Raw genomic sequence first — 14,708 nt, 5'->3', positions numbered from 1 at the left:
CAGAGAATTTACACCAGATAAAATAAAAACAACATAAAACAATTTTATAATGATATTGTTTTATGTTGTTTTTATCATAAACTCTTCGGAATTCATTTTCCTCACTAACTTGTTGTTCTGAGCGTGAGGATTCGGGGAGACATTCACGCTCATGCTTTCCATGTAAGCAATGGACAATAAGAGGGGAACATCGCAATAAATTTGCATGAACGTGCATTTTGCTTGCCTAAAGAGTGAACGAGCGTTCATAATTTATAAGGGGAGCAAATAGATATAAGGAGCAAGGTTGGGAGAATTTTCAGGAAAAGGAGAGAATGTCATGACTGTTATTCGAGGTTTAGAAGGGGTAGTAGCAACAACATCATCTGTGAGCTCTATTATTGATGATACATTAACTTATGTTGGGTATAATATTGATGATTTAGCTGAGAATGCTACGTTCGAAGAAGTAGTGTACTTATTATGGCACCGCAAGCTTCCTAACGAAAAAGAACTAGCGGAATTTAGTGGAACAGTATCTGAATACTATAAAGTACCAGGTGAGATTTTAACATATTTGAAACAAGTAGATTTAAAAATCGCGCACCCAATGTCGGTTTTACGAACTGCGATTTCCATGCTATCATTATATGATGAGAGCGCTGAAATAATGGATGAAAAGTCTAATTATTTGAAAGCGGTTAAATTACAGGCTCAAGTCGGAACTTTAATTGCGGCTTATGCAAGAATTCGCAAAGGTTTAGATGTTGTTGAGCCAAGAAAAGATCTATCATTAGCTGCAAACTTCTTGTACATGTTAAATGATCGTGAGCCAAATGAAGTTGAAATTGAGGCTTTTGATAAGGCGCTTGTACTTCATGCCGATCATGAGTTAAACGCTTCTACATTTACTGCACGTGTTTGCGTAGCTACACTTTCAGATGTGTATTCTGGTATTACAGCAGCAATCGGTGCATTAAAAGGTCCTCTTCACGGCGGGGCAAATGAAAATGTAATGAAGATGTTAACTGAAATTGGCGAAGAAGAAAATGTAGAATCATATATTCATAATGCTCTTCAAAATAAAGTGAAAATTATGGGATTTGGTCATCGCGTATATGAGCATGGTGATCCACGCGCGAAACACTTACGCGAAATGTCTAAGAGATTATGCGTGCTTTTAGGAGAAGACAAATGGTATAATATGTCTATCAAAATTGAAGACATTGTAACAAAAGAAAAAGGTCTTCCACCAAATGTTGATTTCTATTCAGCTTCTGTATACCATTGTTTAGGAATTGACCATGACTTATTTACACCTATCTTTGCAATTAGCCGTATGTCAGGCTGGTTAGCTCATATTCTAGAACAATATGAAAACAACCGTTTAATCCGTCCGCGTGCTGATTATGATGGACCGACACATCAAGTGTACGTTCCGCTAGCGCAACGATAAGCGAAAAACACTATTTTGATAGTGAAAATACGCTTTCAAAAGTCTGATTTTTTTGGGAAGATGTAATGATTAGAATATTTAAATTTGACTAACGGTTTGAACTGAGGGGTTATTCCCTCAGTTTCATACATATGAAATTTCAAACATGGGGGTTATCACATTGACAACAGGTGAAAAAATTACTGTAACTAATGGTGTTATGAATGTACCAAACAATCCGATTATTCCATTTATCGAAGGAGATGGAATTGGTCCTGATATTTGGGCTGCAGCATCTCGCGTAATAGAAGCAGCAGTTGAAAAAGCTTATGATGGTGAGAAGAAAATCGTTTGGAAAGAAGTGCTTGCAGGGGAAAAAGCATTCAACCAAACAGGCGAGTGGTTACCAGAAGAGACTTTAAATTTAATTCGTGAATATTTAATCGCAATTAAAGGTCCACTTACAACTCCAGTTGGCGGTGGTATTCGTTCTCTAAACGTAGCGCTTCGTCAAGAATTAGATTTATATGTATGTCTACGTCCAGTTCGTTATTTTGAAGGTGTTCCTTCACCTGTAAAACGTCCGGAAGATACTGATATGGTTATTTTCCGTGAAAATACAGAAGACATTTACGCTGGAATTGAATATGCACAAGGTTCTCCAGAAGCAGAAAAAGTTCTTGCTTTCTTAAAAGAAGCAATGGGTGTTAATAAAATCCGCTTCCCAGAAACATCAGGGATTGGTATTAAACCAATTTCAGAGGAAGGGACAAAGCGTCTTGTTCGCGCTGCAATTCAATATGCAATTAACGAAAAACGCTCTTCTGTTACATTAGTTCATAAAGGAAACATTATGAAATTTACAGAAGGTGCTTTCAAAAACTGGGGTTACGAAGTAGCGGAACAAGAATTCGGCGACAAAGTATTTACTTGGGCTGAATATGATCGCATTGTTGAAAAAGATGGAAAAGATGCAGCGAATAAAGCGATGGCAGACGCAGAAGTGGCTGGGAAAATTATCGTAAAAGATTCTATTGCAGATATCTTCTTACAACAAATTTTAACTCGTCCACGTGAGTTTGATGTTGTTGCAACAATGAACTTAAACGGAGACTACATCTCTGATGCACTTGCTGCACAAGTAGGTGGAATTGGTATTGCACCTGGTGCAAACATTAACTATGTGACTGGACATGCTATCTTTGAAGCTACACATGGTACAGCTCCAAAATATGCAGGTTTAGATAAAGTAAACCCATCTTCAGTTCTTCTTTCTGGTGTATTATTATTAGAGCACTTAGGATGGAACGAAGCTGCGAATTTAGTAACTGATTCAGTTGAGAAAACAATTGAATCAAAAGTAGTAACTTATGATTTCGCACGCTTAATGGAAGGTGCAACAGAAGTGAAATGTTCTGAGTTCGCTAATGAACTTATTAAAAACATGGATGTAGCGATAATCAAAAACGCATAATTAAAGCGGGGGGTAAATTATGACAATCAAACGCAAGAAAGTTTCAGTCATCGGTGCAGGATTTACAGGAGCAACAACAGCATTCTTATTAGCACAAAAAGAACTTGCAGATGTTGTATTAGTGGACATTCCACAGCTGGAAAATCCAACAAAAGGGAAAGCGTTAGATATGTTAGAAGCGAGCCCAGTACAAGGTTTTGATGCTAACATTATTGGTACATCTGATTACGCAGATACTGCTGATTCTGACGTTGTCGTTATTACAGCAGGTATTGCGCGTAAGCCTGGTATGAGCCGTGATGACTTAGTAGCAACAAACTCTAAAATTATGAAAAGTATTACGCGCGACATTGCAAAACATTCACCAAATGCGATTATTCTTGTATTAACAAATCCAGTTGATGCAATGACATATTCTGTATTTAAAGAAGCAGGATTCCCGAAAGAGCGCGTTATCGGTCAATCGGGCGTATTAGATACAGCTCGTTTCCGTACATTTATTTCACAAGAGTTAAACCTTTCTGTGAAAGACATTACAGGATTTGTTCTTGGTGGACATGGTGACGATATGGTACCTCTTGTACGCTATTCCTATGCAGGTGGCATTCCGTTAGAAACATTAATTCCAAAAGAGCGTTTAGAAGCAATCGTAGAACGTACACGTAAAGGTGGCGGTGAGATTGTAGGCTTATTAGGAAACGGTAGTGCATATTACGCACCAGCTGCTTCTTTAGTTGAAATGACAGAAGCAATCTTAAAAGATCAACGCCGTGTATTACCGGCTATTGCGTACCTTGAAGGTGAATATGGTTATAGTGACCTTTACTTAGGGGTACCAGTAATTCTAGGTGGTAACGGAATTGAAAAAATTATTGAATTAGAACTTCTTGCAGATGAGAAAGAAGCGTTAGATCGCTCTGTAGAATCTGTACGTAACGTTATGAAAGTTCTTGTTTAAAATTAAATATAAGTGGAAAAAGATTCGGGGCCCCGAATCTTTTTCTACTATATATTGAAATGTTTTTTTGAAATAATATGAAAACGCTATCATTTGGTGTATCCTATAATGAAACTATAGACTTATACTATACATTGCCCTCATCACAGTAAATTTCGGATAAGGTATCGCTTTTAGTAGGATAATAAGGTGAAAAAATCGGAGGGGGTTGTAACATGTTAAAGAAAAAAGTTCAAATTGGTCGTAGAATGGATGAAATTACAGTAGGAGAGAAATTATCTATCACTGAAAAAATTGAGGATAAAGATTTGTTATTGTACTTAGGGTTAACGAATGATGCCAATCCATTATATATTCAGCATGATTACGCATCCCAAACTCCGTATGAAAAGCCGATTGTCCCAAGCATTATGCTAACAGGACTGATTACAACGGCGGTTACGAAATATTTACCAGGTCCAGGTAGTCATATTACTAGGAAGGACCTTACGTTCGTGAAACATGTTCACCATTATGAAACGTTACAAATCCACTTTGAAGTTGTGGCTGTTTCAGAGGAGGAACATACAATTGATATGCTTGTATTTGCTCATGATGAAAAAGGAGAAACTGTTGTAAAAGGTTCATTAACAGTAACACCACCTTTTAAATCTGTTTCCATTATGGAAAAAGCATTAGATAACTTTTAAAAAATGAAAGTTAGAATGATATAAAAGTAGCGTTAGTCATATTCTTATTAAGGGTATGCTAGCGCTACTTTTTGTTTGGAAAGGGTGATATAACTGTGAAATGGGAGAGGGAAGACATTATTTTTGAAACGATAAGAGAAGCTGAAGTATGGGCCGATTCAATCGCGAATGAAATGTACGGGAAAGTATTTGATGGATATGAAACACCAGATTATAAAATAGCGTATGCTCTTTCGTTTTTCCTAGCGCAAAATCGAGAGTTTATAGTTCATACGGAAGAAGAGTTTAAAAAAGATAGATTCATCTATAAAGTTTGGATAGCGACCGGATAGAGGGAATGAAGTTACGATTGCTTTTATTTTCCGAAACTCTAGTACAAACGAGCTCCATGAATAGACAATTATATTGAGGGAGACCTTGTTTTCTAGTATGATGAGAATAACGGGGAAAATACTAGGATGAAGAAGGTTTCAAGTCTATAACTTGGAGGAAAAGAATGAACAATCGTATTTTAGTAGTTGATGATGAGGAATTTATCTTAACTTTAATTGAATTTAATTTACAACAAGCTGGGTTTGAAGTTATTACAGCAATGGATGGAGAAATGGCGCTTCAAAAAGCGACTACAGAACGCCCAGATTTAATTATATTAGATTTAATGCTTCCAAAAATGGATGGTATGGAAGTTTGTAAAGAATTACGATTGCAGCGTATTATGACGCCGATTTTAATGTTAACAGCAAAAGATGATGAATTTGATAAGGTGCTAGGTCTTGAGCTTGGGGCTGATGATTATATGACGAAGCCATTTAGTCCAAGGGAAGTTGTTGCTCGTGTGAAGGCGATTTTGCGCCGTACGAAATTACAGCAGGAAGAACAAGTTTCAGAATCGCCAGATGAAGAGAGCATCAAAATTGCAGAGCTTAAAATTTTACCGGAGTTTTATGAAGCGTACTTCCAAGGAAGGAAACTGGAATTAACACCGAAAGAATTTGAGTTACTTGTTTATCTTGCGAAAAATAAAAGTCGTGTATTAACTCGTGACCAATTATTAAGTGCTGTATGGAATTATGATTTTGCCGGTGATACAAGAATTGTTGATGTCCATATTAGCCATTTGCGCGATAAAATTGAACAAAATACGAAAAAACCGACGTACATTAAAACGATACGTGGTTTAGGTTATAAATTAGAGGAGCCAAAAGTGGATGAATAAGTTTCGTTCCAGGCTTCTTTTTACATTTGTTTCTCTTATCGTTTTTATTTTAGTTGGACTAGGTGTATTATTAGAAACTGTATTTGAAAACTACTATATAGATCATGCTAAAGAGAGAATGATAAAAGAGACACAGTATGTTGCGGTATTAGCAGAAGAGCAGGGGTTTGATGCTGTTTTAAAAAAGCCTTATGTATTTGAAAAGTTAGAAGAAAAAATACCAGCTTCTATTATATTTGTTGATGAAAAAAAGAAAGTTCAATATAGCGGAGGGCAACCATCTGCATTTAGTCAAGAGATGATTAAAGAACTTTCTTCCGAAACAGCAAAGAAAGAAAATAAAGTCATTACGAAAGAAACAGATCAAAAGAATGAATTTTATCATGCTGTGTTCGTCCAGGATGTAGAAGGGAAACAAGGATACATTTTGGTGAAAAGTACAATTGATACTTTGAGGGACGTTCACCAAAAAACGTGGGGATTATTAATTATCGGATTTGTCATTGCTTGTCTTGTAGTTGTATTCCTAGGTGTCAAAATTACAGGACAATATATTAGGCCGATTGAATCAGTTACGAAAGTTGCGATTGAATTAGCGAAGGGTAATTATAAAGCGCGTGCATATGAAAGTCATTCGGATGAAACAGGAATGCTGAGTAAAGCAATTAATATTTTAGCTCGTAATTTACAAGAGATGACACTCGAACAAGAAATGCAACAAGATCGTTTGCACACATTAATTGAAAATATGGGAAGTGGAATGATTTTAATTGATAGCCGTGGTTATATAAACCTTGTAAACCGTTCTTATAAGGAGACTTTCCACGTAACAGATGAAGAATATTTAGACCGTTTATATTATGAATCATTTCACCATACGGAAATTATTGAGCTTGTGGAAGAAATTTTTATGACAGAAGTGAAAGTGCGTAAACAAATGTTATTGCCACTTAGTATTGAGCGAAAGCATTTCGAAGTATATGGAGCGCCAATTATTGGGACGAACCATGAGTGGAAAGGGATTGTTCTCGTATTCCATGACATTACTGAGCTGAAGAAATTAGAACAAATAAGAAAAGACTTTTTAGCGAATGTTTCTCATGAACTAAAGACACCGATTACTTCTATTAAAGGTTTTTCAGAAACACTCTTGGACGGAGCGATGGATAATAAAAAATTCTGCGAACATTTCTTACATATCATTTTAAAAGAAAGTGAGCGCATGCAAGGATTAATTGAAGATTTATTAGATTTGTCAAAAATCGAGCAGCAAGGGTTTAGATTAAATATGGGTACGGTTGATATGAAGGGGATTCTTGAAGACATTCACATGGTGCTTGATAATAAAGCGGGTGAAAAAGAAATCTCTTTACAAGTGAATGGATTGAAACGAGTTTCCGTTATTGGAGATCCAGGCCGCTTGAAACAAATCTTTATTAATTTAATTAATAACGCGATTGTATATACACCGGCTGGAGGCGTTGTTTCTGTTGAATTGGCAGAAGATAAATATAATGCTTATATAAAAGTATCTGATACTGGAATTGGTATTAGTAAAGAGGAAATTCCACGTATTTTTGAACGCTTTTACCGAGTGGATAAAGCAAGAAGTAGAAATACGGGTGGAACGGGTCTTGGTTTATCAATTGTAAAACATTTAGTTGAAGCGCACCAAGGTACGATTACGGTGGATAGTGAGGTTGGGGAAGGAACAACATTTACAGTTGTTTTACCAAAATCAGCTACTGAAAAATAGGATGAAGGATATTTACAATATATTAACAATGGCTTAATTAAATATTAATAAAGCTCTGTTAATATAATATATGAAAACCCCTTCATCCAAGGAGTAATTTTGGACGAGAGTAGTTATGCTATTCTCGTCACTTCCCTTTATGCCAATGTAAGTCTGTTTATATATGATAGAAAAAAACCGTTATTTTTCTTCTCTCTATTAGTCATGTTAATATAGAGAGAGGACAGGAACGGTTTTTTTCTGTGGGAAAAATCGTTTCAAATATGTATGGGGAGGTTTGTAGTTTGGAAAAAAAAGTCGTATTAGTAGATGGTAATAATATCGCGTATCGTGCTTTCTTTGCACTACCGCTTTTAAATAACGACAAAGGTATACATACGAACGCAATTTATGGTTTTACAATGATGTTAATGAGGATACTAGAGGAAGAAAAACCGACGCATATGCTTGTGGCGTTTGATGCGGGGAAAACAACATTCCGTCATAAAACGTATAGTGATTACAAGGGAGGGCGTCAAAAGACTCCACCTGAGTTATCAGAGCAATTCCCGTTTATTCGTGAGGTGCTTGATGCATTCAATGTACCGCGTTATGAGCTGGAAAATTATGAAGCGGATGACATTATGGGAACGTTAGCGAAAGAAGCGAGTGAGCAAGGGTTTCATGTTAAAGTTATTTCAGGAGATAAAGATTTACTGCAACTTGTTTCAGATAATACACTCGTATGTATTCCTCGCAAAGGGATTACGGAAGTAGATGAATATACGAAAGAAGCTTTATTTGAGAAATATAGCTTATCACCAAAGCAAATTATCGATATGAAAGGTTTAATGGGAGACCAATCGGATAACATTCCAGGTGTACCAGGTGTTGGTGAGAAGACCGCCATTAAATTATTAACGCAATTTGAAACGGTAGAAGCAGTATATGAAAACTTAGATCAAGTGAGTGGAAAGAAATTAAAAGAAAAGTTAGAAGCGAATAAAGAACAAGCTCTTATGAGTAAAGAACTTGCGACTATTATTACAGACGCACCGATTACTGTGCATGTAGATGATATGGAATATAAAGGGTATGAACCAAGCGATTTGATTCCAATGTTCGAGAATTTAGGATTTACATCCCTTTTAAATAAGTTAGGTGTTACGCCGGAGGAAACGGCTCCAGCTGAATTAGATGATATTACATTTGATATTGTAGAAGAAGTTACAGAAGAAATGCTTCAGCAAGATAGTGCGCTTATTGTTGAAGTGCAAGAAGATAATTATCATAAAGCCGATATTCAAGGTTTTGGTATTCAAAATGAAAATGGTTGTTACTTCATTCCGGCCGATGTTGCTCTTAAATCGGATGCTTTTAAAGAGTGGCTTGCAAATGGAGAAATGAGAAAACATACATTTGATGCGAAGCGTGCTATCGTTGCTCTCAAGTGGAAAGGTGTAGATATTCAAGAGATTGACTTTGATTTATTAATCGCTGCTTATTTACTTGATCCAGCTGATACGGATAAAGATTTCCGTACTGTAGCGAAAATGAAAGAAACGCATGCCGTAAAATCGGATGAAGAAGTTTACGGAAAAGGTGCGAAGCGTGCTGTTCCGGAGCTAGAGGTAGTAGCGGAGCATGTAGCTCGTAAAGTGCATGTATTATATGATGTAAAGCAAACGTTCTTAGAAGAATTAAAAAAGAACGAGCAATATGAATTATTTACGGAATTAGAATTACCACTTGCACGTGTATTAGCTGATATGGAAGTGAAAGGTGTAAAAGTTGATACGGAGCGTCTTCGTAATATGGGAGAAGAACTTGCAGGTAGATTAAAGGAAATGGAACAGGAAATTTATAAGCTTGCGGGAACAGAATTTAATATTAATTCACCGAAGCAACTTGGGGTTATTCTGTTTGAGAATTTAAACTTACCAGTTATTAAAAAGACGAAAACAGGTTATTCTACATCGGCGGATGTATTAGATAAACTTATGGATCGTCATGAAATTATTCCGAATATTTTACATTACCGTCAATTAGGAAAGCTAAATTCAACTTACATTGAAGGTTTATTGAAAGTTGTACATGAAGATTCATCTAAAATCCATACTCGTTTTAATCAAGTATTAACGCAAACAGGTCGATTAAGTTCAACAGACCCGAACTTACAAAATATCCCGATTCGATTAGAAGAAGGAAGAAAGATTCGTCAGGCATTCGTTCCATCAGAAGAAGGATGGATCATGTACGCGGCTGATTATTCACAAATCGAACTTCGTGTGCTTGCTCATATTGCAAATGATCCAGGATTAGTTGAAGCGTTCCAACATGACATGGATATTCATACGAAAACAGCTATGGATGTATTTGGTGTTGGGAAAGATGAAGTAACATCTAACATGAGACGACAAGCAAAAGCTGTTAACTTCGGAATTGTGTATGGTATTAGTGATTATGGTCTTTCGCAAAACTTAGGAATTACAAGAAAAGCAGCAGCGGAATTTATTGAAAAGTATTTAGAAAGTTTCCCTGGTGTACAAGAATACATGGATGAAATCGTAAAAGACGCGAAACAAAAAGGATATGTGGTTACATTATTAAATCGTCGCCGTTATATTCCGGAAATTACGAGTCGTAATTTCAATTTACGTAGCTTTGCTGAGCGTACAGCTATGAATACACCAATTCAAGGTAGTGCGGCTGATATTATTAAAAAAGCGATGATTATTATGGCAGATCGTCTAGAAGAAGAAGGATTACAAGCACGTCTTCTTCTGCAAGTACACGATGAATTGATATTTGAAGCACCAAAAGAAGAAATTGAAAAATTAGAGAAGCTTGTACCTGAAGTAATGGAGCATGCAATTGAACTAGCCGTTCCATTGAAAGTTGATTATTCTTACGGTCCAACTTGGTACGATGCGAAATAAGGACGTGATGAAATGCCGGAATTACCAGAGGTTGAAAACGTTAGACGGACGCTTGAAAATCTTGTAACAGGAAAAACGATTGAAGATGTCGTTATTACTTATCCCAAAATAGTAAAACGACCGGATGATGCAGAAATTTTTAAAGAAATGCTAAGAGGCGAGACAATTGAAAATATAAAGCGAAGAGGAAAGTTTTTGCTTTTATATGTAACGAATTATGTCATTGTTTCACATTTGCGCATGGAAGGTAAGTTTTTACTTCATCAAGAGGATGAGCCGATTGATAAACATACGCACGTCCGTTTCTTATTTACAGATGGAACTGAATTACATTATAAAGATGTGAGAAAATTTGGTACGATGCATCTCTTTAAGAAAGGTGAAGAGTTGAATCAAATGCCTCTTGCTGACTTAGGCCCGGAGCCATTTGATGCTGAATTAACACCGCAGTATTTACAAGAAAGATTGCAAAAAACAAATCGAAAAATAAAAGTCGTATTATTAGATCAGCGTCTTTTAGTAGGGCTTGGAAATATATATGTAGATGAAGTGTTATTCCGTTCTCAAATTCACCCAGAACGAGAAGCTGCATCTTTAACAGAAGAAGAAATAGAAAGAATTTACGAGGCGATTGTTACAACGCTGGGTGAAGCTGTTAAGCGAGGCGGAAGTACAATTAGAACGTATATTAATTCACAAGGACAAATTGGTTCGTTCCAGGAACTTCTAAATGTATATGGGAAAAAAGGAGAACCGTGTGTGACTTGCGGTACGCTATTAGAAAAAACAGTTGTTGGCGGAAGGGGAACACATTACTGCCCAATTTGCCAACCTAGAACATAGAAAAGGGATAACATCGGATAGGCATTTGTCATATACATAGAGCAGAGCTATGTATAAGGGAGGAGCTTACCGATGTACCTTTATTTATCTCTTATTTTATTAGCTTTTACATTAAGCTTAGATAGCTGTAGTGTAGGGCTAACATACGGGTTAAGGAGCGTAAGAATTCCACTAAGATCAATTATAATTATCGGGATCTGTTCAGCAGCTGTAATGCTCGTTTCCATGGGAATTGGACATATGATCGCGAAAATATTTTCACCTGTTATCGCAACGCGTATCGGCGGATTTGTTCTTATTGGAATAGGTATTTGGGTATTATATCAATTTTTTCGAAGTGATAAAAAAGAAGAACCGAAGCAAGAGGAGAAGGTTTGGAAACTAGAAATTGCTTCGCTAGGGTTAGTGATTCAAATTTTGCGGAAGCCGACTGTTGCGGATTTTGATAAATCAGGAACTATCTCTGCAGGAGAAGCGCTACTTCTCGGTATCGCTCTTTCTATAGATTCGTTTGGTGCTGGAATTGGTGCATCTTTATTAGGTTATGCACCCGCGATGATGGCGGCATTAGTCGCGGTTATGAGTTCTTTATTTTTATTTATTGGAATGAAGCTCGGTACGATTTTATCAAATATGAAATGGTTACAAAAATTTACATTCCTGCCTGGGGTATTACTCATTATTATTGGAATTTGGAAAATGTAAGTATGGGCGTGGAACATTAGTTTCGCGCCTTTAATATTGTGAGGAGGATTATTATGACAGTAGTAATTGGATTAACAGGAGGCATTGCAAGCGGAAAAAGTACGGTATCAGAAATGTTTCGTGAAATGAGTATACCGGTTATTGATGCAGATATTATTGCGCGAGAAGTTGTAGAACGAGGAAAACCGGCATATAACAAAATTGTAGAGGTGTTCGGAACGGAAGTGTTACAAAAAGATGGAGAGCTTGATCGACCAAAGCTTGGGAGTGTCGTTTTTTATAATGAAGAAAAACGATTGCAGTTAAACGAAATTGTTCATCCTGCAGTGCGTGAAGAAATGAATTCACAAAAGGAGATGTACATAAAAGAAGGTATGCAAGCGGTTGTGTTAGATATCCCTCTTTTGTTTGAAAGTAAATTAACAAATCTCGTTAATCGTGTTTTAGTTGTAGCAGTCACACCGAATACGCAATTGGAACGTTTAATGAAACGAAATAACTTTTCAGAAGAAGAAGCAACGGCTCGTATTCAATCTCAAATGCCATTAGAAGAAAAAGTAAAGAAGGCAGATGAGGTGATTTATAATGATGGCACAATTACTGGAACGAAAACACAATTAGCTTCTATTTTGAAAGAATGGAACATTATTGATTAAAAAATTGTGAAATTAATGAAAATGCTTAGTGACATATCTCCTTTTTGTGTTATACTATTATTGGGATTGGAGATAAATAGTATAACGCATTCAAGGGGGATAACATATTATGACTCGTGTGGCAATTAATGGATTTGGACGTATCGGGAGAATGGTATTTCGTCAAGCAATAAAAGAAAGCGCATTCAAAATTGTAGCAATCAATGCAAGCTATCCATCAGAAACGTTAGCGCATTTAATTAAATATGATACAGTTCATGGAAAGTTTGACGGAACAGTGGAAGCATTTGAAGATCACTTACTAGTTGATGGGAAAATGATTCGCCTTTTAAACAACCGCGATCCAAAGGAGTTGCCTTGGAAAGATCTAGGTGTTGAAGTTGTAATTGAAGCAACTGGTAAATTTAACTCGAAAGAAAAAGCAATTCTTCATGTTGAAGCTGGAGCGAAAAAAGTTATTTTAACAGCACCTGGTAAAAATGAAGATGTAACAATCGTAGTTGGTGTGAACGAAGACCAATTAGATATTACAAAACATACTGTTATTTCAAATGCATCTTGTACAACAAACTGTTTAGCGCCTGTTGTAAAGGTGTTAGATGAGCAGTTCGGAATTGAAAACGGTTTAATGACAACTGTTCACGCTTATACAAATGACCAAAAAAATATTGATAACCCACATAAAGATTTAAGAAGAGCGCGTGCTTGCGGACAGTCTATCATTCCAACAACGACGGGTGCTGCAAAAGCGCTAGCAAAAGTTCTTCCACACTTAAACGGAAAACTTCATGGTATGGCACTTCGTGTACCAACACCAAACGTGTCTCTTGTTGATTTAGTAGTAGACGTAAAACGTGATGTAACAGTTGAAGATATTAATGAAGCATTCAAAACTGTTGCAAACGGTGCGTTAAAAGGAATTGTAGAATTCAGCGAAGAGCCTTTAGTGTCTATCGACTTTAATACAAATACACACTCAGCTATTATTGATGGTTTATCTACAATAGTAATGGGTGATCGTAAAGTGAAAGTGCTTGCTTGGTATGATAACGAGTGGGGCTACTCTCGTCGTGTTGTAGATCTTGTAACGTTAGTTGTTGATGAATTAGCAAAACAAGAAAATGTGCAACATATTTAAGTGAAATAGAGAGAGGGCAAGTAAATATTTGCCTTCTTTTTTTATTTTTTTCTGAAAAGGGAAAAAATTATATGAATATATTTTCAAATAGTGGACATACCACGAAACGTTGGGATTACTGTATTCGTGAATCATTAATTTTTTTTAGGGAAAAGTAAAGAGGAAAATATGACAGAAAATCGAAAAAACTGTTGTTGCAAAATGAAAATAAACAAAGTATACTAACACTCGTAAACTTAAGAGCTGAGGTACGTAGTCACTACTTAAAGGGTTAGGACCTCTCTGGACTAACTTTCCCCCGTGGTAGTGGAGCAAGCCAAATTGCAAATTAGTTTTCAATTCGAACAGTTAGAATAAATTTACAAGGGGGAACTGTAGAATGGATACTATGGATACGATGGGTCGTCACGTGATTGCTGAACTTTGGGATTGCGATTTCGACAAGCTTAATGACATGCCGTATATTGAACAATTATTTGTGGATGCAGCACTAAGAGCTGGTGCTGAAGTACGTGAGGTTGCTTTTCATAAATTTGCACCACAAGGTGTAAGTGGAGTAGTAATTATCTCGGAATCACATTTAACAATTCATAGCTTTCCGGAGCACGGTTACGCAAGTATTGATGTTTATACTTGTGGGGATCGTATTGATCCAAATGTTGCTGCAGAATATATTGCAGAAGGTTTAAACGCGAAAACGCGTGAGAGCATCGAGCTTCCTCGAGGCACTGGTAGCTTCGAAATTAAGCAGAGAGAAACAAAAGCTCTTTAAAAAAGAACATAATTGATTTAAAATGTAAAGAGGTGTATAATGCACCTCTTTTTTAGTTTATATAAAATAGGATCATGATATGTAATAACTTAGAGTGGTCATTATAGAAGAATGAGTTATATAATATTGTATATATATTTTCACATGTAGGTGAGTAGCGAAAGAATAA

The 14,708-nt window shown here is 36.3% G+C and carries 13 protein-coding genes; all 13 read left to right on the top strand.

What is annotated here, in order from left to right; genetic code table 11:
- The first annotated feature begins 286 nt into the window (after positions 1-286).
- The 13 genes from citZ (at position 287) to speD (ending at position 14,539) form a co-directional block, all read left to right on the top strand.
- Positions 287-1,435, top strand: coding sequence for a citrate synthase (gene citZ / locus DET63_RS02145; RefSeq protein ID WP_113935715.1), 1,149 nt, complete (start codon positions 287-289; stop codon positions 1,433-1,435).
- Between the two features lie 160 nt (positions 1,436-1,595).
- The gene (gene icd, locus DET63_RS02140) at positions 1,596-2,888 is read left to right on the top strand and encodes an NADP-dependent isocitrate dehydrogenase (RefSeq protein WP_002088934.1); all 1,293 of its coding nucleotides are present in this window, start codon (positions 1,596-1,598) and stop codon (positions 2,886-2,888) included.
- Between the two features lie 19 nt (positions 2,889-2,907).
- Positions 2,908-3,846 (top strand): malate dehydrogenase, encoded by a 939-nt coding sequence (mdh, locus tag DET63_RS02135; protein WP_002034284.1) that lies wholly within the window; start codon positions 2,908-2,910, stop codon positions 3,844-3,846.
- A gap of 215 nt (positions 3,847-4,061) precedes the next feature.
- Entirely contained in the window at positions 4,062-4,535 is a 474-nt protein-coding gene (locus DET63_RS02130) for a MaoC/PaaZ C-terminal domain-containing protein (protein ID WP_002015489.1), read from the top strand.
- A 95-nt stretch (positions 4,536-4,630) separates the two neighbouring features.
- Positions 4,631-4,867, top strand: a complete 237-nt coding sequence (locus tag DET63_RS02125; RefSeq protein ID WP_012261807.1) for a hypothetical protein — start codon at positions 4,631-4,633, stop codon at positions 4,865-4,867.
- Positions 4,868-5,031: 164 nt separating this feature from the next.
- Positions 5,032-5,751 (top strand): two-component system response regulator PhoP, encoded by a 720-nt coding sequence (gene phoP / locus DET63_RS02120; protein WP_002015484.1) that lies wholly within the window; start codon positions 5,032-5,034, stop codon positions 5,749-5,751.
- Entirely contained in the window at positions 5,744-7,507 is a 1,764-nt protein-coding gene (gene phoR, locus DET63_RS02115) for a sensory box histidine kinase PhoR (RefSeq protein WP_002088930.1), read from the top strand. The genes phoP and phoR overlap by 8 nt, the downstream gene beginning before the upstream one ends.
- Positions 7,508-7,791: 284 nt before the next feature.
- Positions 7,792-10,425 (top strand): DNA polymerase I, encoded by a 2,634-nt coding sequence (gene polA / locus DET63_RS02110; protein WP_113935714.1) that lies wholly within the window; start codon positions 7,792-7,794, stop codon positions 10,423-10,425.
- Between the two features lie 12 nt (positions 10,426-10,437).
- The gene (mutM, locus tag DET63_RS02105) at positions 10,438-11,268 is read left to right on the top strand and encodes a DNA-formamidopyrimidine glycosylase (RefSeq protein WP_113935713.1); all 831 of its coding nucleotides are present in this window, start codon (positions 10,438-10,440) and stop codon (positions 11,266-11,268) included.
- A 72-nt stretch (positions 11,269-11,340) separates the two neighbouring features.
- Positions 11,341-11,973 carry a sporulation membrane protein YtaF gene (gene ytaF / locus DET63_RS02100; RefSeq protein ID WP_002190849.1) on the top strand — a complete coding sequence of 211 codons (633 nt, stop codon included), beginning with the start codon at positions 11,341-11,343 and terminating at the stop codon, positions 11,971-11,973.
- A gap of 53 nt (positions 11,974-12,026) precedes the next feature.
- Positions 12,027-12,629, top strand: a complete 603-nt coding sequence (gene coaE / locus DET63_RS02095; protein WP_113935712.1) for a dephospho-CoA kinase — start codon at positions 12,027-12,029, stop codon at positions 12,627-12,629.
- A 109-nt stretch (positions 12,630-12,738) separates the two neighbouring features.
- Positions 12,739-13,767, top strand: a complete 1,029-nt coding sequence (locus DET63_RS02090) for a glyceraldehyde-3-phosphate dehydrogenase (protein WP_002088923.1) — start codon at positions 12,739-12,741, stop codon at positions 13,765-13,767.
- Between the two features lie 388 nt (positions 13,768-14,155).
- Positions 14,156-14,539: an adenosylmethionine decarboxylase gene (gene speD, locus DET63_RS02085; RefSeq protein ID WP_002003660.1), complete on the top strand. Its 384-nt coding sequence runs from the start codon at positions 14,156-14,158 to the stop codon at positions 14,537-14,539.
- Positions 14,540-14,708: the final 169 nt, after the last annotated feature.

It is taken from the genome of Bacillus sp. DB-2, assembly GCF_003315125.1.
GTDB classification, from domain to species: Bacteria; Bacillota; Bacilli; order Bacillales; family Bacillaceae_G; genus Bacillus_A; species Bacillus_A mycoides.
This window is presented reverse-complemented; position numbering and strand designations above follow the sequence as displayed.